At 40.8% G+C, this 22,260-nt stretch carries 22 protein-coding genes; 12 read left to right on the top strand and 10 right to left on the bottom strand.

Features of this window, described 5'->3' with window-relative positions:
* Position 1 precedes the first annotated feature (1 nt).
* Complete coding sequence (locus AN214_RS08675) at positions 2-400, bottom strand: GntR family transcriptional regulator (RefSeq protein WP_054979370.1); 399 nt, start codon at positions 398-400, stop codon at positions 2-4.
* Between the two features lie 66 nt (positions 401-466).
* On the opposite strand from AN214_RS08675, the gene AN214_RS08670 reads away from it, so the two are divergent.
* Positions 467-784, top strand: coding sequence for a DUF4144 family protein (locus AN214_RS08670; protein WP_054979369.1), 318 nt, complete (start codon positions 467-469; stop codon positions 782-784).
* Positions 785-806: 22 nt separating this feature from the next.
* Here AN214_RS08670 and AN214_RS08665 read toward each other — a convergent pair whose 3' ends face one another.
* Positions 807-2,795, bottom strand: a complete 1,989-nt coding sequence (locus AN214_RS08665) for a winged helix-turn-helix domain-containing protein (protein ID WP_054979368.1) — start codon at positions 2,793-2,795, stop codon at positions 807-809.
* Positions 2,796-2,959: 164 nt separating this feature from the next.
* On the opposite strand from AN214_RS08665, the gene AN214_RS08660 reads away from it, so the two are divergent.
* The gene (locus AN214_RS08660) at positions 2,960-5,194 is read left to right on the top strand and encodes a DUF5916 domain-containing protein (protein ID WP_054979367.1); all 2,235 of its coding nucleotides are present in this window, start codon (positions 2,960-2,962) and stop codon (positions 5,192-5,194) included.
* A gap of 41 nt (positions 5,195-5,235) precedes the next feature.
* Here the strand turns inward: AN214_RS08660 and AN214_RS22865 are convergent, their stop codons facing one another.
* From AN214_RS22865 to AN214_RS08645, 4 genes are all read right to left on the bottom strand, one after another.
* The gene (locus AN214_RS22865) at positions 5,236-5,409 is read right to left on the bottom strand and encodes a hypothetical protein (RefSeq protein WP_010561356.1); all 174 of its coding nucleotides are present in this window, start codon (positions 5,407-5,409) and stop codon (positions 5,236-5,238) included.
* A 21-nt stretch (positions 5,410-5,430) separates the two neighbouring features.
* Positions 5,431-5,694, bottom strand: coding sequence for a hypothetical protein (locus tag AN214_RS08655; protein ID WP_010561357.1), 264 nt, complete (start codon positions 5,692-5,694; stop codon positions 5,431-5,433).
* 107 nt (positions 5,695-5,801) lie between these two features.
* The gene (locus AN214_RS08650) at positions 5,802-7,682 is read right to left on the bottom strand and encodes an ATP-binding protein (protein WP_054979366.1); all 1,881 of its coding nucleotides are present in this window, start codon (positions 7,680-7,682) and stop codon (positions 5,802-5,804) included.
* Positions 7,675-8,634, bottom strand: coding sequence for an ABC transporter substrate-binding protein (locus AN214_RS08645; RefSeq protein ID WP_054979365.1), 960 nt, complete (start codon positions 8,632-8,634; stop codon positions 7,675-7,677). The genes AN214_RS08650 and AN214_RS08645 overlap by 8 nt, the downstream gene beginning before the upstream one ends.
* A 187-nt stretch (positions 8,635-8,821) precedes the next feature.
* On the opposite strand from AN214_RS08645, the gene AN214_RS08640 reads away from it, so the two are divergent.
* Positions 8,822-9,565, top strand: a complete 744-nt coding sequence (locus AN214_RS08640; protein WP_054979364.1) for a helix-turn-helix domain-containing protein — start codon at positions 8,822-8,824, stop codon at positions 9,563-9,565.
* 80 nt (positions 9,566-9,645) lie between these two features.
* On the opposite strand, the gene AN214_RS08635 is transcribed toward AN214_RS08640, so the two are convergent.
* Positions 9,646-10,059, bottom strand: coding sequence for an MAPEG family protein (locus AN214_RS08635; RefSeq protein ID WP_054979363.1), 414 nt, complete (start codon positions 10,057-10,059; stop codon positions 9,646-9,648).
* A gap of 99 nt (positions 10,060-10,158) precedes the next feature.
* Here AN214_RS08635 and AN214_RS08630 point away from each other — a divergent pair, with 99 nt between their 5' ends.
* On the top strand, positions 10,159-11,151 hold the full coding sequence (locus AN214_RS08630) for a GlxA family transcriptional regulator (RefSeq protein WP_054979362.1): 993 nt from the start codon (positions 10,159-10,161) through the stop codon (positions 11,149-11,151).
* Between the two features lie 23 nt (positions 11,152-11,174).
* Here AN214_RS08630 and AN214_RS08625 read toward each other — a convergent pair whose 3' ends face one another.
* On the bottom strand, positions 11,175-12,449 hold the full coding sequence (locus tag AN214_RS08625; protein ID WP_054979426.1) for an amidohydrolase family protein: 1,275 nt from the start codon (positions 12,447-12,449) through the stop codon (positions 11,175-11,177).
* Between the two features lie 187 nt (positions 12,450-12,636).
* Between AN214_RS08625 and AN214_RS08620 the strand changes: the two genes are divergently transcribed.
* The 4 genes from AN214_RS08620 to AN214_RS08605 all read left to right on the top strand — a co-directional run bounded on the left by AN214_RS08620 (position 12,637) and on the right by AN214_RS08605 (position 18,331).
* Entirely contained in the window at positions 12,637-13,785 is a 1,149-nt protein-coding gene (locus AN214_RS08620; RefSeq protein WP_054979361.1) for an efflux RND transporter periplasmic adaptor subunit, read from the top strand.
* Positions 13,786-13,794: 9 nt separating this feature from the next.
* Entirely contained in the window at positions 13,795-16,923 is a 3,129-nt protein-coding gene (locus tag AN214_RS08615) for an efflux RND transporter permease subunit (protein ID WP_054979360.1), read from the top strand.
* 178 nt (positions 16,924-17,101) lie between these two features.
* Positions 17,102-18,121 (top strand): GGDEF domain-containing protein, encoded by a 1,020-nt coding sequence (locus AN214_RS08610; RefSeq protein WP_235576729.1) that lies wholly within the window; start codon positions 17,102-17,104, stop codon positions 18,119-18,121.
* A 9-nt stretch (positions 18,122-18,130) separates the two neighbouring features.
* The gene (locus AN214_RS08605) at positions 18,131-18,331 is read left to right on the top strand and encodes a hypothetical protein (RefSeq protein WP_054979358.1); all 201 of its coding nucleotides are present in this window, start codon (positions 18,131-18,133) and stop codon (positions 18,329-18,331) included.
* An 11-nt stretch (positions 18,332-18,342) separates the two neighbouring features.
* Here AN214_RS08605 and AN214_RS08600 read toward each other — a convergent pair whose 3' ends face one another.
* On the bottom strand, positions 18,343-19,125 hold the full coding sequence (locus AN214_RS08600; RefSeq protein ID WP_235576728.1) for a sulfite exporter TauE/SafE family protein: 783 nt from the start codon (positions 19,123-19,125) through the stop codon (positions 18,343-18,345).
* Positions 19,126-19,612: 487 nt separating this feature from the next.
* Here AN214_RS08600 and folM point away from each other — a divergent pair, with 487 nt between their 5' ends.
* From folM to folX, 3 genes are read left to right on the top strand one after another with little or no spacing between them, the layout of a single operon-like run.
* Complete coding sequence (gene folM / locus AN214_RS08595) at positions 19,613-20,320, top strand: dihydromonapterin reductase (RefSeq protein ID WP_054979357.1); 708 nt, start codon at positions 19,613-19,615, stop codon at positions 20,318-20,320.
* Between the two features lie 9 nt (positions 20,321-20,329).
* Positions 20,330-20,884: a GTP cyclohydrolase I FolE gene (gene folE, locus AN214_RS08590; RefSeq protein WP_010561370.1), complete on the top strand. Its 555-nt coding sequence runs from the start codon at positions 20,330-20,332 to the stop codon at positions 20,882-20,884.
* A 2-nt stretch (positions 20,885-20,886) separates the two neighbouring features.
* Positions 20,887-21,249 carry a dihydroneopterin triphosphate 2'-epimerase gene (gene folX, locus AN214_RS08585; RefSeq protein ID WP_010561371.1) on the top strand — a complete coding sequence of 121 codons (363 nt, stop codon included), beginning with the start codon at positions 20,887-20,889 and terminating at the stop codon, positions 21,247-21,249.
* On the opposite strand, the gene AN214_RS08580 is transcribed toward folX, so the two are convergent.
* Positions 21,246-21,668: a YqaA family protein gene (locus AN214_RS08580; RefSeq protein ID WP_054979356.1), complete on the bottom strand. Its 423-nt coding sequence runs from the start codon at positions 21,666-21,668 to the stop codon at positions 21,246-21,248. The genes folX and AN214_RS08580 overlap by 4 nt on opposite strands.
* Positions 21,669-21,759: 91 nt before the next feature.
* Between AN214_RS08580 and AN214_RS08575 the strand changes: the two genes are divergently transcribed.
* The gene (locus tag AN214_RS08575) at positions 21,760-22,257 is read left to right on the top strand and encodes a TlpA disulfide reductase family protein (protein ID WP_054979355.1); all 498 of its coding nucleotides are present in this window, start codon (positions 21,760-21,762) and stop codon (positions 22,255-22,257) included.
* Positions 22,258-22,260: the final 3 nt, after the last annotated feature.

The following is a 22,260-nucleotide window of genomic DNA, read 5'->3' as shown; positions in this document are numbered from 1 at the left end:
GTTACGTCCTGTTGCTTAGCGCAGAAAGTGCATCTTGTACTATAGTTATAATCGCGTCGTCAGAAAGCTTTTGCTGCTTGGCTAACGTTAAAAATTGATCTCGCTGAGTGAGCAGCGCGTCACTGTAATTACTAATGTTGTGTTGCTCGGCAACCAACATGCCAATGCCTTTTCGTCTTTCCAGCACACCTTGTTGTTCTAATTGCGAGAATGCTTTAGAAATCGTCATTGGGTTTACTTGTAAGCTAGATGCCATTACACGTACCGAAGGCAACTGTTGACCCGGTTGTAACAATCCCGCACGAATGCCCTGCTTGGTTTGCTCCATCACCTGACGATAAAGCGCACTCGATGCTTGGGTATTTATGGTGTAAATTGCATGAATTAAATCTATGCTCATAGTGTATTAGTAATTTATAGGTGTATTAATACACTAATACAGTTTAAAATTAAGTCAATAAATAAAATGAAATTAATAGCAATGCTTAACTACCCTGTAGTGATCCATTATTGCGGTGACGATGAATTGGAATATGTTGAAAGCCAGCATCAGATGCGGGATTTACTGGGCAGTTTAGTGATAAATGACGGCGTGATTGATAGCAAAGGAAACTACTACCGTGTTATCAGTAATAGCGAGCTTTTACAGATAAAAACATTTAACTTAGAAGAGTTTTCGCTGTTACTGCAAAAACATGCCTTTGCTTTGGCAAATTGCTGTATTACTAAAATGCATTTTACCAGTTTTGCAGAAGGCTTCGCCTTTGTTAAACAGAGCAGCTAACGCTAGTTATCCCGAGCTCAGGTTAGTTAACTTGCTCTGGCGATAAGCGCTTAATATCACCTTCTATAGCTTCCATGCGTGCGATAGTGAGTTGCTCGTACGGGTCAATATCAAAATGCCAAATTAAATTACCTTGTTTTACCAGTGTAATATCGCTTGAGTTAGTAAGATCTAGTCGCCAAATTTTATCTTGCTTTGACCATGATGATTGCCAGTATAGTGCATTGTTTTTAATGCGAATATTGTGCAATAAGTTAGTTTGTTCGCGGCTAAGTTTTGCTAGATTTTCGCCGTTTTCTGTTAAATCAGTTTTGCTGATTAATTGATTGTCTTGTAGCACTAACCAACGGCTGTTACTGCTATCGAAATAGGCAAACTGCGCATTTAAATCAATACTTTTAATCATTCTACCTTGTAAATCATAGAGCTGTATTTTGGTGCCATCAAAGGCGTAAACTGTTTGCATATCATACCAGCCCGCATTTTTTATGGTGCTATCTAGCTCAGTGGTAAATTGCAAAATCAGGCTTTTACGATCGTATAGCGCTAAATCCATATCGCGGTTCGACAGCAGCATGCTTAAATCTGGGCGCCATTCTAAAAACTTAACGTATTCATAGCCTTTGTGATTTGAAAGGCGAGTTACCTTGTTGTCGGCATGCAAATACACTTCGCACACGCCGCTGCGACGCGACATAAATGCGGTTTCACCTAAACTATTACTTACGGGCAAATAATCGATGCTTGAGGTTGAGAAAATCGGCAAGTTGTCTTTATCACGAATATTTACCTGCCAGCTTTCAATCGCAGTGTAGATATCACCATTTTTATCAATCGAAGCACTGGTGAAAAGACCTTGAGCGGTGTTGTAAATAGGGTAGCTTTGACCATCGCGGTGCGTTGCTATTAAGTTGTGGCGCTGACTTTCATCGTTACTGACAATGGCACCGTTATTTGGGTTATAAGCTGCAAGCCAAACTGGAAATGGCCAGCTCAGTGCTTCTTTGCCATCGAGTGACACCAATTTGCTGGTGTGGTCAATATAATTAAATAGAAAATAAACGCGATTATCCCATGCCGAAATAGCCCCTTTATACTCAGCTTGAGCAGGGCGCTCAAGTGGCATCGCAATGAGTTCTTCGGTACCAATGCGGTACAAATAGGGCACTAATACACCTTGCTGTAAGATGCTTAAAATAAGCTCGTCATTTGATTTCCAAACAGGCGGTTTTGCAGACTCACACACTATGCCGTTAGCGCGATGGCTGGTGGCACCTTGCGGTGAAATAATTGAAAGCTCACATTTATCTTCAATAAATTGCCAATACGCTAATAGCTTTCCTTTGTGTTGCCAAGCGGGAAAACCAACACGATGAGAAAAGGTGCGATTGAATAACTGTTGGCCCTGTTTATCTGTGATGGTGAGGGTTTTGATATCTTTAATGTATGCCATTAAATTGTGTTCGCGATGCACGCTTACATCAAATTCTAACCCTAAATCGTAGCTCACATCATGAAGTTCATAATGTGGAATTTCAAACTCATTTTCTTGGCTATTAAAAAACGCCCAAACGCTAAAACACACGACTAAAATAGGCAGCGCAGCTAAAAGCGGGTGAAACTTTCGACTACTGCGTTCTATGGTTTTTACTTGTGCTGGGACATTGCTAACAAGCTCAACATCGGCAATAAAACAGTAGCCTTTTTTGGGCACTGTTTTTATAAAGCGAGGGTTACGTGAGCTATCACTGAGTAGTTTTCGCAGCTTAGTTAACAGTTGATACAGACTGTTTTGTTCAACTATGGTGTTTGGCCACAATGCGGTTTGAATGTGTTCTTTTGAGATAACTTGCTGCGCATTATTTATTAGCATGGCAAGTAACTGAGACACTTGAGGCTCAAGTTTTTCTATTTGACCTGTTTGCCATAGGCAAAGCTCATCTTTAGATGCATTAAACTCAAACTCTGCAAATCTAAATGTACCTTGTCTTGGGGTATGAGCGTTTTCCATAGCTGTTTAAACAGGCCTTTTATAGTTTTAATAACAAAAATACGGTTTTGCAGATTAAAGTCAATAAATATAAGACTTCTAGCAGCTTTATTAAGAAAAAAATCAGCTTTTTAAGCAGCTTTTTCTGCTGATATGTAATGCAAATAAACCGCATATGAGCCGTTATGAAAAATCCGTTAATTTACTCTTTTACACTTGTGAGCTTTGCCACACTGGCCGAGCAATCGGCAATCACATTAGATGGTCAGCTCGCTGAAAATATATGGCAGGATGCCACTCAATACCAAACCTTTTATCAGGTAGTGCCAGCCACCTTGTCAGAACATAAAAATAAAGTGGAAGGGCGAGTCTACAGCGATGAAAAAGGCATGTATATCGGCATGATTAATTATCAGCCTAGGGAGCAGCGTAAAAAGCAATACAATTTGCAAGATGCGTTTATGCAAGCTGACTTCAATCGCTTTGTTATCGATTTTTCAGGCGATGGTAGTGGCGCGTATTTATTTGCGGTAACGCTGGGTGGCGGTATTCAAGATGCAGTACTGACACCGCAATTAGCAACCGACTATGATTGGGATGGCGCTTGGCAGTCTGCATTTTATGAAGCCGATGATTTTTGGTCGATAGAAGCGTTTATACCATGGCATGCAGTGTCGTTTCGCCACAAACAAGACGACAACGGCTATTCTCAAGTGGGTGTATCGCTTCAGCTTTATGATTTAGCTAAAAACTATATTTATGGTTCGCAGCCACAAACTACCGGCAATAGCGATTTTTATATTGAAATGCCAAAAGTACAGGTGAAAATACCACAGAGTCAGCAGTGGGCATTTGTGCCTTATGCCAGCTATTCAAACGATTTTGTGGCGAATGATGGCGATGCAAACTTAGGGTTTGATTTAGTCTATAAGCCGAATCACCATCAAAAGCTAAGTGTTGCGGTGAATCCTGATTTTGGTCAGGTCGACAGTGACGAGGTGGTGCTGAATTATTCCGCAGTGGAAACATTACGCACCGATAAGCGTCCGTTTTTCACTCAAGATATTAGCGTGTTTAGCATTCCGTCTGAGCGAAATACAAAGCTTATTCACACTCGTCGTATTGGTGCGGGCAGTGATGATAACAGTGAATTGATCACACCAATTGATGTTGCTGCGCGCTTTGTCCATCAGGGCGAAAACCTGCAGTTGGCGGGTTTTGCTGTAGCAGAAGATAATTTAACCTCAGACGCGGGCAAAGACTTTTATGCAGGGCGTATTAATTACACCCAGCAAACGGCGCAGCAAAATTGGCAAACGGGTGTGCTGGCAACTAAAACCAAGCGCCCATGGTTAGATAGAGACGCCTACAGTTATGCTTGGGATAGTCAGTATCAAAGTGAGACCTGGTCAGGTCAGGTTGCATTAATGCATACGGATGTAAGCGAGCAGGGAGTAAGCACACAAGGTACGGGTATATCGCTAAATGCAAAGTACCAATTTAATGTAAACACATCAATTTCAGCTAATTACCTAAGGCTCGATAATAATTTTGATAATAACGACTTAGGTTACAGCGAACGTAATAATTGGCGTGCTAGTGAAATTAACTTTAGCCACGCTATCAACACTGAGAATAAGTGGTTTAATCGCGTACTACAAAAGGCCAGTATTAATTATCACACCGATGATAATGGCTTAAAGCTAACCAGTAATCCGCAATATTTAGTGAACTTAAATTTAGAAAATGGCGGCCAATTTGAAACCATAATTAACTATTATGCGGGAGCATGGCACGACAACTTAGGTTATGGCACGGATGCAGTTTATGTTGATGATAACTGGACTTCTCGCGTGATGTACATTAGCCCTTATACAGGCATGTTTAGCTGGGCGGCGAGTTACCAAAATGATCAAGAAGGGTTACATGGTCGTGCTGATCAGTACGCTGTTGATTTAACGTTAATGCCTCACCCAAATTGGCGCATAGCATTTAATAATTACTTCCGTACTGGTGATGGCTGGCTGGTAGCAAATCAACAAAATGTGATTACCGAATACGACCGTGATTACTATGCAAACCATATTAAAATTTCAGGTTTAATTTTAGACAACCTTGAATTTAGTTCGACCTTTCAGTGGGCGAGTTTGAAGGCGCAAAGTAAGCAGGTTTATCGTGTTTCGCAAAATGGTTTGCAAGCCGACACTCGCGATACCAGCTTTGATGACTCGCGTTTCAACTTGCAACTAAAACTGCGCTATAAAATGGGCGCATATTCAGACATTTATTTGGTTTATGGACGTGGTGGTAACGAATTGATTGAACGCGATTTAACTAATAACCGCTTTGCAACATTAGAAAGTAATTGGCAGCAGCCCGATCAAGAGTTTGTTACATTTAAAGTGCGCTATCTGTTTTAACTTGTACCTTTAGCTAACACCAAAGCAAAAACCTAACTGCCCTAGGTTTTTGCTTTTTTCTTACCTTTTACAAGTTTTATCCAAAACGCTAGCTCAAACAACACACCTAATATAATTACCAAAAAAGTACCGCTTTGAAACGAAACGGTATAAAAGAAAATAGCGGTGATAAGCAGTGCCGCTAAAATTAGGTAGTGAGTAACAGTTGAAAACATATCGATTCCTTAAGTTTTTTCTTACGCGTTGGCTTTAAATAGCAACTGATTTTGGCCTGCCGACTTTAAATAAAAGCGAATTTCTTGGCCTAATCGAGTTGTTACCTGGCTGATAATAAAATCACCCATTTTTTCAAGTTTAGCTAAGTAGTTAGTGCGATTTTTAAATGACTGCTTAATTAAGGTTTGCTTTTGTCCATTGATATAAAGCTTTGCATCCTGCTGATCATTTTTTGTTAAGCGTATTTGCTGTCCAGCTAACACTAATTTATATGTTTTAAGCATAATGCCTCCTAAATTCGTTAAGGCTAGACTAAGCAAAAATTAAAAACGATGAGCTTAATAGTGTTTAAAGGCGATATTCGGTGATAACTGGATTTATTAAACCTGGCTTATGGGCGATTGGCCCATTGATTGATCATATTGAGTAAGTCTTTCTCAACCAAAGGTTTAGATAAAAAGTCATTCATACCAGCGGCTAAACATTTATCTTTGGTTTCACTCTGGTTGCTGGCTGTTAACGCAATAATGGGGGTATTAATATCAAATTCGCGTATTTGCTTAGTGGCATCAAAGCCATCTAATTCAGGCATTAGGCAGTCCATTAAAATAATATCAAACTGATGTTCTTTCGCCTTCGCTACGGCTTCAAGACCATTATTTGCTGTTGTCACAGTGTGCTCAGCAAGCATCGCTTTTGCGATATGTTGGTTTAGTGGCACATCGTCTACCAGTAAAATAGCTGCATTGACTACTTTTTCAATAGTGTGTGCGGCGTCTAGATTTAGCTTTGGTTTTTCAGCCTCATCACACGGTAGAGTCACAACGAAACGTGATCCTTGGCCAAGTTTACTGGCAACTTCAATTGCGCCATTCATTTGTTTTACTAGGGCATTACAAATGGCTAAACCTAGGCCAGTGCCGCCGTATTTACGGGTTGTACTGGCATCTGCTTGAACAAACTTAGTGAATAAGGAGTCAATTTGCGCTTCGCTTAAACCTATGCCGGTATCAACAATCGTGATGGTGAGTAAATATTTGCCTTGCCCAGTTGCGGTTAATTCTACCGACACCGACACAGTGCCTTGCTCGGTAAATTTAATCGCATTACTAATTAAGTTGATTAATACCTGTTTTACGCGCACATCATCAAGTGCCACATAAGATGTTTGATTAGTGTAATTTGCGATAATACTAACGTCTTTTTCCATCGCCGATGCATTAAACATATCGACAACGTTCTTTAGCATTTGGTTGATTTCACACGCCACGGGGTGCAATACAAGTTTGCCTGCCTCGATTTTCGAGATATCTAAAATATCATTAATGGTCGCGAGCAATTGCTGCCCCGAGCTGGTAATTACATCAAGTTGTTGCTGTTGTTGTTCGGTCATTGATGTTTTGGCAAGCAGTGTTGCTGTGCCAAGTACGCCATTTAACGGCGTGCGAATTTCGTGACTCATGACCGCGAGGAAATCTGACTTAGCTTGCGCGGCCAATTGGCTTTTTTCGGTTTCTTTCTTTAATTCGGCCTGCTTGGATAATAAATTATCGAGTAAATCGTTATATGCATTGACCAGTTCGCCAATTTCATCGCTGCGTTGAACAGATACTTTTTTGGGTTTACGAGATTTAATACCAGCGCGAATAGAGTTTAATAGTTGATATAGCGGCACAATTGCTTGGGAGCGAATCACATAAATACTCATTGCCATGGTGATTGAAAAGCCAAATAGGGCAGCGAAGAAAATATATTGGTTAGACAGTGCAATATAGTTGCCTAATTGTTTAGTGTTTATCACCAAAATAAAAATGAGATCTTCAAGTGAACGGCGGTCTTCTGATACCGCTTCAAAGCTGGCTAAATAAATTAGTTGGTTATCAAAATAAAAGTAGTCGGGCGCTTGGTTAAAGTTTAGGTTATCGAGTAATTGGCTAAAGCGAAAATGAGAAGAGGTAAATGATTCGCCAATTAATTCTGCTTGGTTGCTTGCTAAAATAACCCCTGAATCTGCTTTAGCAATAAGAACATGATCTACCGCGTCGTTTGCACCTATTGCACTTGTAACTCGTTTAAAGTTTGCGATGCTAATACGGTTGGCTGTGGCAACAACAATGCTTTCAATAATTAACTCGGCTTCATGCTTCATCATTGCTTTAGAAAGCTGGGTTGCATTGTGTTTATTAAACAATACTAACCCCGCTAACACGGTGATATAGATAATACTGAGCAGTAAAGTTATTCGCTTTCCGAGCGTTAAGCCTTCAGTCACTTATTTTCCCTATAGATAAAAACTGCGAGAGCGCTTTGCACTCAAAATTTATACTATTTGTTTCATTTAGCACAGTACACACTTGCTGCATGTTTTGCGATAAGCCTTTTGGCGAGAGTATCTCTCGTTGATCATTTGCGGATAAGACTTTTAAATCTTGAAAAGCTGCGGCAAATTCATCCGCACTGATGCCTTCACGTTTAGCCATAATATTGTTTGCTTCGATGGGGTGTTGCTTTGCGTAATCAAGCGCCGCTTGCCATGCTCTATGAAAGCGTGTTATCCACTCTGGGTTTTGTTCAACTAGATCGCTTGAAACCGTTACCACATCTAAAATTGTTTTAGGTATTTCACTCGAATCAAATACCTTTTGTAATTCAAACTCATTTAATAATAAGTTGGAATAGGGCGGGTATGTTACGTAAGCATCAATGATATCTTTATCAAATGCGTCGGGCGCATCAAGCTGCTCGATGTTTAGCATTTCAATGTCATTAAGTGCCAAGTCGTGCTTCGCCAGAGCTTGATGCAAAAAGAATGAACCTAGCGAACCAAGCTCAACACCTACACGTTTACTTTTAATTTGGCTAAATTCACTAATGTCCGACTTTGCTAATATCATATCACCGCCGTTTGAATAGTCGGTCACTAATACAATGGATATTGATTTTTTATGCTGCGCAGCTAGCGATACTGCTTCGATCATGGTGCTGGTCATGGCATTTGCTTTGCCTTGTCTGAAAAAGCGTTTTACTTCAGCCAGTGACGGTGCTTCAATTATTTCTATATCTAATCCTGCTTGTTTAAATAGCCCTTTTTCATTCGCTAAATATAAAAACTCGTACCCTGGCCATGGATTGATTGCCAGTTTGATTTTTGGATTATGAGGCTGAGAGCATGAGCTTAATAGCAAGCTTGTAAAAATAACTAGTATCAGGTGGATTGGTTTCATTATTTGTCTTCGCCTAACGCTTTTTTATTTAGTATAGAAAACCTTATGGTAAGTGGTATAAATCAAAGTAAAAATATGAAATTCTTCAATATTCTAAAATATTCAGCTGTTTATTTTCCAATGACTAGCCAAGAATAAGCGTGTTTGCTGGCCAGCGACGGACAATTAGCGAATTAAGGAATATAAAATGACATTAGGTGAAAAGTTAAAACAATTAAGACAAGAAAAAGGGTTAAGCCAACCTGAATTAGCAGCTGAAGCCGGTATTGAACAATCGTATTTATCAAAGTTAGAAAATGATAAATCGCTACCATCGAATGACATTTTGCGGAAAATACTCGCAGCGTTTCAAGTGTCACTGAGTGACTTTGTAACAGACGAATTAGTGCAAAAAGACATGTCACGGCTAAAGCAAATACCCGATGTAGAGCAGTTTATTGCACAAAAATCACAAAACCAATTTACGCAAAGGCGCAACTTTTTATTGGCTGCTAGCATAAGCATCGTGCTGGCCGCGACCTTATTTTTTATAGGTTACAGCAAGCTTATTTTTAATGAGTATGTGTACCACTATGAATCGATTGGCGTAGTGAAAGACGATGAACCAGCGGATATATTTTCGCGTTGGGAAAGGTATTATTTTAATACAGGTGAGGAGTTGTCGGCATTACAAAGGCAGAAAAAAAATAAATCCTTAAGTTTAGAAATGGCAAAGCGTCGCGTTACATTAGTGCAAATGACACCAGAATATAAAGGCCCAAGCTATACCGAGACAGTCGCAGGAGGCAGACGTATTTATAAGCTTGATAACCTAATGAGTAAAAAGATTCGCCGCCCAGTTAATTCATGGTTACAAGTGCTTGGCGTACTGTTATTTGCATCAGGCATTATGGGTTTTGTATTAGAAAGGCGATTATTTAAACTGAACTAGGGTTAATAAAGCTCGGGTTAATAAAGTAAGCCGATCATGTTAAAGCACTTAATGGCCAATTAAGTGCTTAACGTTTTAGTTTAGAGCAACTGAGTTAATAAAAACGTCAGCCACATTGCCATAAGTAATAGTGCACTTAAGCCAAACGCATATGTACGCCTTTTTAAATTGCGTGCAGAGATATGCTCAAAGGCATGCCAAAACCTTAGCGCAACATAACTCCAAGCAGCAATCATCCAAATGAGCGTTTCAATGGAATGAAACGATAAAAAGCCTAATAGAATAATAAATAAAATTGGCTGTTGAAACTGATTATCATAACTGCGCCCTGCTAACAGAATATCTTGCGGCATTTCGCGATAATCGAGATTTTGTACTGTTTTATAATTGAGTTGTTTTTTACGTACTGCAACAATGCGCTTTGTCGCTGCGCGGATCAGTAAATAAAAGGTCAATACTAGCAGTGCCAAAATAGGGCCGTATATCCAAATCATGTGTCTTTTTCTCCTTAAGTAAACACGATAAGACCTAGTGTATTGCTAAAAAGCTTGCTATAACGTGTCTTAACTGACTAAAAAAGGTTAATTAAAGACATGCACAAAATTGGTATATTGGTTAATCAAGGTGTGATGGCAACCGCAGTTACAGGTGTAATTGATGTACTCAATGTGGCGAATGGTGTTTACAAAAAACGCACTGGCGCAAATGCAGATGCCTTTAGTTGGCAGTTAATCGGTGTCGATAAAAAATACGTAGAATCGAGCCAAGGATTGGTGTTTAAAGCGGATGTATGGCTTGAAGAAACCAGTGAATTTGATGTGGTGATTTGGCCTGGCAGCCAATACCGCAGCGATCAGGATCTCTGGCAGCTATGCAAAAGCCTAAAGCCGTTTCATCCGCATATTGTTAAGCTTGCAGAAAATGCTGAATTGGTAATGTCGGGATGCACTGCTGTACCGCTGCTGGCGCACACAGGGCTATTGGCTGATAAAAAAATTACCGCAAGCTGGTGGCTAGATAGTTTTTTTCAACGTCATATAAAAGGGTGCAAACTCGATACCAGTGAAATGTTGCGACTTGATGGTAAGTTTTTAACTTGCGGTGCAACATCGAGCTTTTTGCTATTAACTTGGTACTTGGTGCGTCATTATTTAGGTAAAGATATTGCCGATACAGTTGCTCGTTATCTATTGATAGATACTGAGCAGGTAAAACAAAGCGCATTTTTTGCGTTAAATGATTTACCTGAGCACCAAGATGCGGAAATGCGAAAGCTAGAGCAGTGGATCAGCGATCACTTGGATAGCAGTATCGATGTATCAACCATGGCGTATAAGCTTAATATTAGTGAGCGTACATTAACTCGTCGATTCAAAAAGCTGTTAGGCGTTGCGCCCATGCAGTATGTACAAATTGCACGCATTGAACGCGCGTGTGGTTTATTAAAAACAACCAGTAAAACAGCGCAGCAAATTGCATTGAGTTTAGGCTATCAAGATGACGCCGCGTTTCGTAAATTATTTATTAAACATAAAGGCGTTGGTATGGGCGAATACCGCAGAAATAAAGAATTTTTTGAGTTGTAAAAAAGGGGGCAAGAGCCCCTTTTTTATTTAATTAAATTAACTTCAACTTTACCGTCTTTTATAACGAGATCAACTTGCTCCATTGTACTGATATTCTCAAGTGGATTACCTTTAACCGCGATTACATCGGCAAATTTACCTGTATCTAACGAGCCAAGAGAATCTTGCTGTTTAAGTAGCGTTGCGGCATTAATAGTTGCCGCTCGCAGCGCTTGTAGCTCAGTCATGCCAAACTTCACCATGCGGCTAAATTGGTGACCGTTGTCACCGTGAGGATATACACCTGCGTCAGATGCAAACACCATATTCACTCCAGCTTTTACCGCTTTAGTGAAACTTGCACGCTGGCGCGATCCTACTTTACGTTCTTTATTTAAACTTTCTTCTAGAATGCCGGCTTTTTTGCCCTCGCTAAGAATATATTCGGTGTTGTAGATATCCATTGAGAAGTAAGTGCCTTTTTCAAGCGCTAACTGGATTGCCTCGTCATCTACAAAGCTGACATGCTCAACCGAATTAACACCTGCTTTAATTGCCGATTTAATGCCATCGGTACCATGGGCGTGTGCAGCAACCGTTAGGCCGCGTAAATGAGCTTCATCGACAATCGCAGTCATTTCTTCTTGTGAATACTGCTGTGCACCTACTTTAGTGCCTTTTGATAGCACGCCACCGGTAGCGCAAAATTTAATAACATCGGCGCCGTATTTGATGTTTTCACGCACTTTTGCTCGCACTGCCCAAGGGCCATCGGCAACACCTTGACTCGTCACTGCATGTTCATGGGTTAATAAATTATTGTCACAGTGTCCGCCAGTAACGCCTAGGCTTGGCCCAGCCGCAAAAATTCGAGGGCCAGGTACATCGCCATCTCTAATTGCATCTTTTAGCGCGATATCGGCGTAACCTGGAGCGCCTAGGTTACGTACTGATGTAAAACCTGCCTCTAATGTACGTTTTGCATTACGCACTCCGGTAATTGCAGAACGTTGCGTAGTGCGTTGCAGGCGTTTGTAACCATGTACTTGGGCGTCACTTGTTAAATGCACATGCATATCAAAAAGCCCTGGCAATAGTGTATAGCCTTTTAAGTCCATTATTTTGGCATCAGGTGCGTAACCTTTGCGGTTGCTTTTGCCAACGCTCACAATTTTATTATCTTCAATCACTAGTGTGGCTGGTTTAAATAATTTGCCAGTGTTGATATCGAGTGCCGCATCGGCATTTAATACAAGCTGTTGCGCCATTGCCGAAAAACTACTGAGTGTTGCTAACGCAATAAGTGTACGTTTAAACATAATTACAAATTCCTGCTGATTTTTATTTGTTATCCCATAGCTATTCGCAATAGTGAAGAAAAAATCGATAATTAACCAAGGTAAAAATCCACACGGCAAAAATAAACGTAACATCATGGTCATAGGCTAAAATTATCTGAAAAATTGGGTTATATTTAGCGTGTATAAAATCAACAGGAAGTCATAAATGAAAGCGTTACTCGTCAAAATTTTAGTACCAATTGGTATTTTTATTATCGGAGCCTTAGGTTTTAGTTTAATCAAAGCAAGCGCCGCGGATGATGGCGAGAAAAAGCCTGTTGATACCCGTCCTACGGTAAGTGTTTCAACATTAAAAGCGGTTGAGCATCAAGTTGTATTAACCAGTTTTGGCGAGGTAAAGCCACTTGAAACAACGCGTTTAGCGGCGCAAGTTTCGGGCGAAGTGATGTCTTGGCATAAGAACTTTGTCGCGGGTGGCTTAGTAAAACGTGGTGAAGTGTTATTCACCATTGAAAAAGATAATTATCAGGCTGCATTGTTGCAAGCCGAAGCCGCACTTACTAGCGCACAAGCAGCATTGATAGAAGAGCAAGCAAAAGCACAAGTTGCGGAAGATGAAGCCAAACGCTTTCCGAATAAACCACGCACCGATTTATTCTTAAGAAAACCACAAGTGCTTAGCGCACAAGCACAAGTAAAATCAGCACAAGCTGCATTAATGCGCGCACAGCGCGACCTTGCTGATTGCGAAGTAAAAGCACCTTACGATGCGCTAATTATTTCGCGTGATATTGGCGTTGGCCAGTTTGTTAATAAAGGAACTCAAGTGGCCCAGCTAAACAATATTGAAACCGCTGAAATCATTGTACCGATTGCTGGTTTTGATAGTTTATTTTTGCCTTCACCGCTTGCTGAAACACCCGTAGATATCTCTTATAAAGGCGTTAATGGCTTTGCTCGCCAAGGTAAAATTGCGCGTGACTTAGGGGTAATTGATAGTGCAACGCGAATGAGCCATATCGTGGTTCAGGTTGACGATCCATATAATCTTAAAAGCCAAGGTAGCGACTTAAAATTTGGTAAATATGTAGAAGTGTCGTTTAGCGGTCAGCAACTATCGCAAGTATTTAAATTGCCACAAGAGCTTGTGAATAACCGTACTGTATGGGTTGTTGATAACGAACAAAAGCTGCAAGCCAAAGAAGTAAATATATTGCGCAGTGAAGGGGCATTCTTTTTGATTGATAAAGGCCTTACTAATGATGAGAAGCTGGTACTAACACTGCCTGAATACCCGCAGCAGGGCATGGCGGTAAAGCTAGCAGCAAGTAAATCAAGCGAAGCGCTAAAGTAAGGGCAAACCATGAAACACAATCAACAAACGGGGCTAATTGCCTTTTTTGCCAATAACTCAGTTGCCGCCAACTTAATGATGCTTTTCATTATTTTAATGGGCATTGTGAGCTACGCAACGATTCAGCGACAAATGTTTCCCAGCATTGAAATTAACTATATTACGGTTAATGCCAACTACCCAGGCGCCTCGCCACAAGAAATTGAAGAAGGCATTTTAATCAAGATTGAAGAGTCGATTAAAGACATTACTGAAATTGAAAAAAGCATTTCGCGTGCGTTTCGTAATGGCGGTAGTGTAACTCTAGAGATCGACCCTGATAAAAACTTGGCTGAAGTACTCGATAAAGTAAAGCTGAGAGTTGATGGTATTGCCACTTTCCCCGCTGGCATGGAGCCCGTTACCGTTTCGCAGATAGAATTTCAGCAAGATGTTATCAATATGGCGTTAGTCGGTGATTTACCGCTCACTCAGCTAAAACCAATTGCGCGCCAAGTTGAGACGGAATTGCTGCAATTAAAAAATGTGTCATTGGTTAACTTAAGCACGCCAGACGATGAGATAGCGGTTGAAATTCAACCCGATCAGCTGCGCAAATATAATCTTACCTTAAGCCAAGTAAGTGATGCGATTCGTCGTTATTCTGCCAACATTTCAGCAGGCCAACTGAAAACCGACTCGGGCATTATTTCTGTGCGTGTGGAAAATCAGTTTTATAAAGGCGATGAATTCCGTCAGATCCCCGTGAAGGTGGGCAGCAATGGCGCAAAAGTATTGCTGGGTGATATTGCGGAAATTAAAGACCAATTTGTTGAAGGTGAACGCTATTTCCAAATGTCGGGTGCCAATGCGATTTCTTTGTCGGTAAAAGCAACGAAAGACCAGAATATGATTCCAGTAGCGGAATCGGTAAACCGCTATATTGAAGAGCGCAATAAAACACTGCCACCGGGCGTGCAGCTTGAAAGCATTGTTGATATGACATACTACCTCAATGCGCGTCTCGATATGATGCTGAAAAACCTATTTCAAGGTGCGATTTTAGTAGCCTTAATGCTAACCCTATTCTTACGTTTTAAATTGGCGCTTTGGGTGATGGTGGGTCTGCCAGTGTGCTTCTTGGGTGCCATGATGATGATGCCGATGGTCGGCGTAAGCATTAATATTGTATCGCTTTTCGCCTTTATTATGGTGCTGGGTATTGTGGTTGATGATGCCATTGTAATTGGCGAAAGTGCCTATAGTGAAATTGAACGGTCCGGCCCCGGCGTAACAAGTGTGGTGCGTGGTGCGCAGCGGGTAGCGACACCTGCTACTTTTGGTGTACTGACCACCATTGCGGTATTTGCGCCGTTTACGCTATCAAGTGGACCTGAAAGTGCATTTTTTGTCAGTATCGCTGCAGTTTCTATTTTGTGCTTAATCTTTAGCTTGATTGAATCTAAGCTAATTTTACCCGCCCACTTGGCGCACACCCATTTTAGTGAAGTAAAAACAGATGGCTTCAGAGCCAAGTTTAACAAGCGCTTTTTTGGCTTTGTAAATGGCCCTTATCAGCGTTTTGTTATTAAGTGTGTAGAATGGCGCTACGCTGTATTTGCCGTTTTTGTTGCGTTACTAATGATTAGTGTTGGTTTGCTAGCAGGCAATTATGTGCGCGTTGTACCAACACCAAAAGTGCCACACGACTTCCCAACAATTCGTATTGAAATGAACGATAACGTTTCAGATATGCAAACTATTTCAGCGTTGCAAACAATTGAAGCTGTGATCACACAAATAGACAAAGAAACCCAAGCAAATACCGGCCAAACCATGATCCGCGATATGTTGGTGTTTAACCAAGGTCGTACCGAAGGCCAACTTGTTGTTCCTTTGGTTGATGAAGAATTAAGGCCATACAACACCTTTGAACTGTCGCGTCGTTGGCGTGAAGCACTACCCGAAATTCCGGGGCTTAAATCAATTAATATTCAAGATGATGTAAACGGTGGCGGCAATGATGGTGAATTTGGTTATCTGTTATTTGGGCCTGATATCGATACTTTAAACGCCGCAGGTCGTCAGTTTATTGCGATGCTGCAACAACAAAAAGGCTTGTTTGATATTAGCTCGACAATCGACCCTGCCAGCAAAGAAGTGCAAATCAGCTTAAAGCCTGTTGCGTACGATCTAGGGCTTAATCTTGCCAATATTGCTAATCAGGTAGGCGCGAGTTTTTATGGTGGCGAAGCGCAGCGAGTCATTCGTAATGGTGAAGAAGTGCGGGTAATGGTGCGTTATCCTAAATTAACACGCGAAGCGTACTCGTCACTTAAATATACCGTTATCACAACACCTGGCGGCAAAGAAGTTATGCTAGGTGATGTTGTTGATTTAGTTGAAAAGCCGGGTATTAGTTATATTCGCCGTGAAGGCGGTTATCGCAGTGTGTATATTTGGGGCGCGATTGATGAAGAAGTGGTTGAGCCTGACGCCGTTGTCAAATCGGTTAAAGATGAGTTACTTCCACAACTTAAAGAGCAATTCCCAACAGTAAAATCTGAACTTGGCGGCTCAATTGAAGAGCAGCAAGCGCAGGCCAATGAGCAGAAACTGTTTTTCGTAGCTGGTATGTTTATTGTTTATATTTTGCTGGCAGTGCCACTGAAGAGTTATTTCCAGCCGTTAATTATTATGTCGGTGATTCCATTTAGTATGGTGGGAGCAATTTGGGGTCATTTCTCGTTTGGTTTAGATATTTCATTGATGTCGACCTTTGGTCTTATTGCTGCAGCCGGGGTGGTTATTAATGATTCCCTAGTTATGACCGATTTTGTTAACCAAATGCGAGCGCAAGGCGCATCGATAAAAGAGGCGGTAACAAAAGCGGGGTGTGCACGTTTTCGCGCAATTACACTGACCTCAATCACCACGTTTGTTGGGGTATTGCCAATTATGTTTGAAACCAGCTTACAAGCGCGCTTTGTTATCCCAATGGCGGTTGCTCTTGGCTTCTCGGTGCTGTTTGCCACATTGGTAACACTCGTGCTAGTGCCATGTATGTACCTTATCTTACAAGATCTTGGTAATGGGTTTATTTGGTTATGGAATAAAATCACCAACCTTCTTGGAAGGAAAACCAGCTTGCAAAATTAACTGAAAAAGCCCTATTTATTAGGGCTTTTTTAATTGCTTTAAATGGCTATAAATCTGAATAGTTTTTAGCAATTCAATTTTCCTCGACTACACTTTTTAAGTACACTTATATTGCGGCTAAAAATCGTACACGAATTATAGCTACGGAACGCATAAGGATTATAAAGTGGAGTTTCGTTTGAAAAATACCTTATCTCACTCAGCGGAGTGTTTACGCAAAGCAGTGCCGTTAATGGTTAAGTACAATATTGCGGTTACGCCCGCAAATTATGCGCTTTGGTATAGCTATGTATCTGGTAACCATCCCAAGTTAAATCAAAAGCTGGATTCTGCGTTAAGAACCTTTGGTACTTGCCCGCCTGCACTGTCACGGGATTTATTTGAAGAGTTTTTATCAGACAAAGATCTTGAGCTGTTTGATTCAGTTGCTGAAGACATTAATGCGGTTGTTGCAGAGGTTGAAAAAAACGTTGGGCAAACCTTAAATTCAGCCAATGACTTTAGTGAAGTTTTGAGTTCATGTAATCAAGAGCTGAGCGATTTTACAAAAGAAGACGCATCAGAACGAGATATTTTAGAATTAGTTAATAAGCTGTCGGAAGAATCAAAAAGCATGCAGCATACAACCGAGCGTTTTCAGCAGCAATTACGTGCTGCATATCAAGAGATTTCCAAGCTGCGCAGCGAGCTCAATGAATCGAAAAGAGCGGCATCGAAAGATGGTTTAACAGGCCTTAATAACCGTAAGTCATTCGATGAAGATCTCGACTTATTGTGTAACAGTCACCACAGTGTTTTAAAGCTCTATTTAACCATTGTGGATATCGATAATTTTAAACAGTTTAACGATGATTTCGGTCATCAAAAAGGCGACCTCGTACTAAAAGTGGTTGCTGAAAGATTAAAAAAACACGCCGATGAACTGAATGCTGCGTATCGCTATGGTGGAGAAGAGTTTTGTATTTTGAGCCAGTTTAAAGACAAGCGCTCAGCGGTTAATTATTTAGAAAAAATTCGTGTCGATATTGAACGTTTGGCGTTAAAAGACAATAAAACAGGTAAATCATTGCGCAGTATTTCAGCCAGCTTTGGTGTGGCTGAGTTTGATGGTGAATCGTGTGAAATGCTTCTCGAGCGTGCAGATAAAGCACTGTATAAAGCGAAAGAATCAGGTAGAAACTGCATTATTGTTGCTTAAGGAACAGCGATGACAACGTTAATTGAAATGTTAGCGATGCAAAGAGCGCAAAGCGAAGGACGTCTTAAAGTGACGGCTGATGATATTATGTGGGCGCAAGCCAATATAGATTGTTTTGAAGCGTTGCGAGATTGTATGGGATTAGATGTTGCCGATAATGACGTACTATTTGACGACCAAATACGCAGCTCTGAACGTTTACCTGAGTAACCTGAAGAGTTTTATAAGTTGCCAATTATTTCATATAAGGTAAAGGCAACTTCAAGACCAATGAGCATTAGCAAAAAGCTTAATAACACCGATTTAGGTACTTTTGCGCAGCAGTAAGCGCCAAGAGGTGCGCCTACCACAACAACCGGAATCGCCGCCAATACATATTGAGATATTGGCGCGGTTATCGCGTTTAAATATAAGAAATTTATACCGCTAGCAAATACTGATGTTACCGCCATAACGATTACTGACGTGGCAGTCGCGACTTTTAAATCAGCTTTAAAATGCAGCATTAACAAGGCAAAAATAGCGATATCTGCCCCTGAGCCAATCAAGCCACTAACGATACCGCCTAAAAACGCCACAAATACCACTAAGGCATTTTTCTTTTTACAGCTTAAGTCTATATCTAACTGCTGTTTACCTTTCCAATGAGCACGAAGCAGGGTGATGGCAAAGACTAATAAAAAAACGCTAAACAGTGATTTTGTGACCAATCTAGGCAGAAGATCAGCAATAAAGAACAAGCTGATAGCGACGCCGGGTAATGCGCCAAAAAGCGCAAGTAATACAACCGAACGGTAATATTTGATGCCGCTAAATATAATGGTGAGACTGGCAGCTGTCATCCCAAAGCTCTGAATAGCGAGTGAAAATACTTTTGCAGTAGCAGGTTCAATTGCCAGCACTTTAGTCATGACTGGAAAAGCAACAGCACCGCCGCCAAGCGCTGTACCGCCTGCAACAAATGACCCGAACGCCATGGTAATCGCAATACTAATTTGCGACATGAAATTAGCCAAGGCACTGTTTATTCCCTGCATGAATAGCCAGCAAGTATAAGTGCTAGCTAAAAATAAAAGGGGAATGTATTGACGGTAGCTTCGGTTTTTAAAATTCATAGACAGCGCTGTCATTGTTGGTTGCTTACAAAATAGCAAAGTATTTGATGCAAAGACAAGGTAAATAATTAAAGCGTTACCTTGGTGTGCGCTATCGGCTAACTCACATAGAATATGGCACGCAGATCCAGCTTTGTATAAAACCCTATCAAGCTGCTGTAAAAACGAACTTGAAAGGTCAACAGACCCTAATTCAAAAATGAATTTACTGAAGCAGGCCACCAATAAATGGCATGTTACAGATCTAAGCGTCGCGAAAAACAGTATAAATCTCGTGTAATTTAGTTTAATTTGCTTAACCACTTAATAAATCAAGAAGTTAGGTTTATAGTTAAATTAGAAACAAAAAACCTCAACGATAATTTATTAAAACTATATGGCAACAATATTAATTACCGGCGCGGCGCAGCGTATTGGCCTTGATTTAGCAAAGCATTTTTTAAATAAAGGCGACAAACTGATTATTACTTATCGCACTAAACATGCGTCAGTAAATGAGTTGTTGGAGCTTGGCGCTATTTGTTTAGCATGTGACTTTGAGCAAAGTGATGCCGTAGAAAAGTTGGTAGAACAAGTTAAAAGCCATACTAACGAGCTCAGTGCGATTATTCATAATGCATCAAGTTGGGATTGCGAAAGTAAGAACCCAGACTTTAATAGTTTATTTGATAACATGATGAATATTCATGCAAAAGTGCCTTATTTATTAAACTTAGCACTTACGCCTTTATTACAAAATAGCAGCTACGAACACAGTGATATTATCCATATTACGGATTACGTTGTTGAAAAAGGTAGCCCAAAGCATATTGCTTATGCCGCAAGTAAAGCGGCGCTTGATAATTTAACGCGTTCATTTTCTGCCAAGTTAGCGCCAAAAGTGAAAGTAAATTCGATTGCGCCGTCATTAATTATTTTTAATGACCATGATGACGAAGCGTACCGAGCAAAAACTCTGAAAAAATCGATTATGGCGTTAGAGCCTGGCACAGCAGAAATCATTAATGGTATCGAAATGATTCTAAACAGCAATTATATGACAGGACGCACATTGCAACTCGATGGTGGTCGCCACCTAAAATAGGACAGAACAATGGAAAAGAAACTAGCTGAAAACTACCGACAAATTATTGAAGCGGTTGGCGAGAATCCAGAGCGCGAAGGCCTGCTGGATACGCCAAAACGAGCGGCTAAGGCAATGGAGTACCTGACAAAAGGTTATCGTCAAACGCTTGACGAAATTACCAACAATGCAGTGTTTACCTCAGATGCCGACGACATGGTGTTGATACAAGATATCGAGCTGTATTCTATGTGTGAGCATCATCTATTACCCTTTGTTGGTCGTTGCCATATCGCCTATATTCCCGATGGTAAAGTACTTGGGTTATCAAAGTTTGCGCGCATTGTTGATATGTTTGCACGCCGCTTTCAAATTCAAGAACAGCTTACGCATCAAATTGCTGAAGCCGTGCAACAAGTTACTAACGCGAAAGGGGTAGGTGTTATTGTTGAGGCTAAACACATGTGCATGATGATGCGCGGTGTAGAGAAACAAAACTCTAAAATGCGTACGTCGGTAATGTTGGGTAACTTCCGTGAAGATCCAAAAACCCGCAATGAATTCTTGCAGTTAGTTAAGGGGTAACTATGCTCAATGCGATTATAAATATAACAAATTTACGCCTGCGCACTTACATTGGCTTTAACCCTGAAGAGCGTGAAAAAAAGCAAGACGTGGTGATTAATATTGAAGTGCATTATCCGGCCGATATGGCCTGTGTTACCGACCAAGTAGACCAAGCGGTAAACTACAAAGACATAACCAAAGCAGTGATTGAGCTGGTGGAAAACGGCCACTTTTTGCTGCTTGAAAAATTGGTAGCTGATGTACTGGAAGAGTGTCATCGCCATTCAAGTGTGACATTTGCCAAAGTATCTATCGATAAGCCACATGCATTGCGCTTTGCAGACTCGGTATCGCTTACGCTTGCATGGCAAAAGCCAAGCTAAAAAAACTGTAGCGCCATAGCGATAACTATGGCGTATCGCAGTGCTTTTCCAATAGCTACAAGCAATACGAAAATAGAAAACGGCACCCGCATAATGCCAGCAACAAAGGTGAGTGGATCTCCTACAATGGGCAGCCAAGCTAATAATAAACTCGCTCTGCCGTAACGATTAAAGCTATGTTGCGCTTTTTCTAGTTGCTGCTCAGATACTGCAAACCACTTCCTGTCTTTAAAGCGATTAAGCTCCTTTCCTAACCACCAATTCACGCAGCTACCTAAAGTGTTACCCAATGTCGCACTAAACCACAGCAAAGCAATGTTGAATTGTTGCTGGGTAAGATAAGCAAGCATGCCTTCAGAGGCTGTGGGAAGCAGTGTTGCAGCAATAAATGCGGTAAAAAATAGTGATAGGTAGCTCAAAAAAGGACTTAAATATTACTCAGTGATAGCTTGACGCATGATGCTAAATTTTTAACACTGAGTCCAGCGTAAATAATTATATGGAATATAAATGAAATACCTATTACCTCTGATGTTGCTAGGAACGCTAGCAGGTTGTGCGCAAACGCCAAAAAATCAAACCACCTACCAGAAACCCAATTACGAAACTTATATTGCTCAAGGTGAATCTTTTCCTATCTCACAATTTAACGATATGAAAGGGGAGACGGTTGAGTTGGCCGAAGACAAGCGCAAGTTGGTGTTACTTTTCGCCACTTGGTGTAGTGATTCGCAGCGTTTTGTCAAACAGTTAATGGCATCGCCACTTATCGCAGACCCTGATCTACAGATTATTGCGATTGGTCGAGAAGAAGATGCGCAAAGCTTAGTGAACTTTTCAGAAAAGTTTGCAACTAACTTCACCATGGTGGCTGACCCAGAACGTAAAATTTATAGTCAATTTGCTAACGCGGGTGTGCCTCGTATTATCTTGTTAGATAAACAAAATCGCGTGGTTTCAACCTTGATTGGTGAAGCGCCAAACACCATTGAAAAAGTACTTTGGTAACAA

Origin of the sequence: Pseudoalteromonas sp. P1-9 (assembly GCF_001399975.1) — a bacterium.
Lineage (GTDB): Bacteria > Pseudomonadota > Gammaproteobacteria > Enterobacterales > Alteromonadaceae > Pseudoalteromonas.
Note: the sequence above shows the minus strand (reverse complement) of the source record. Positions and strands in the feature narration are given on the sequence as shown.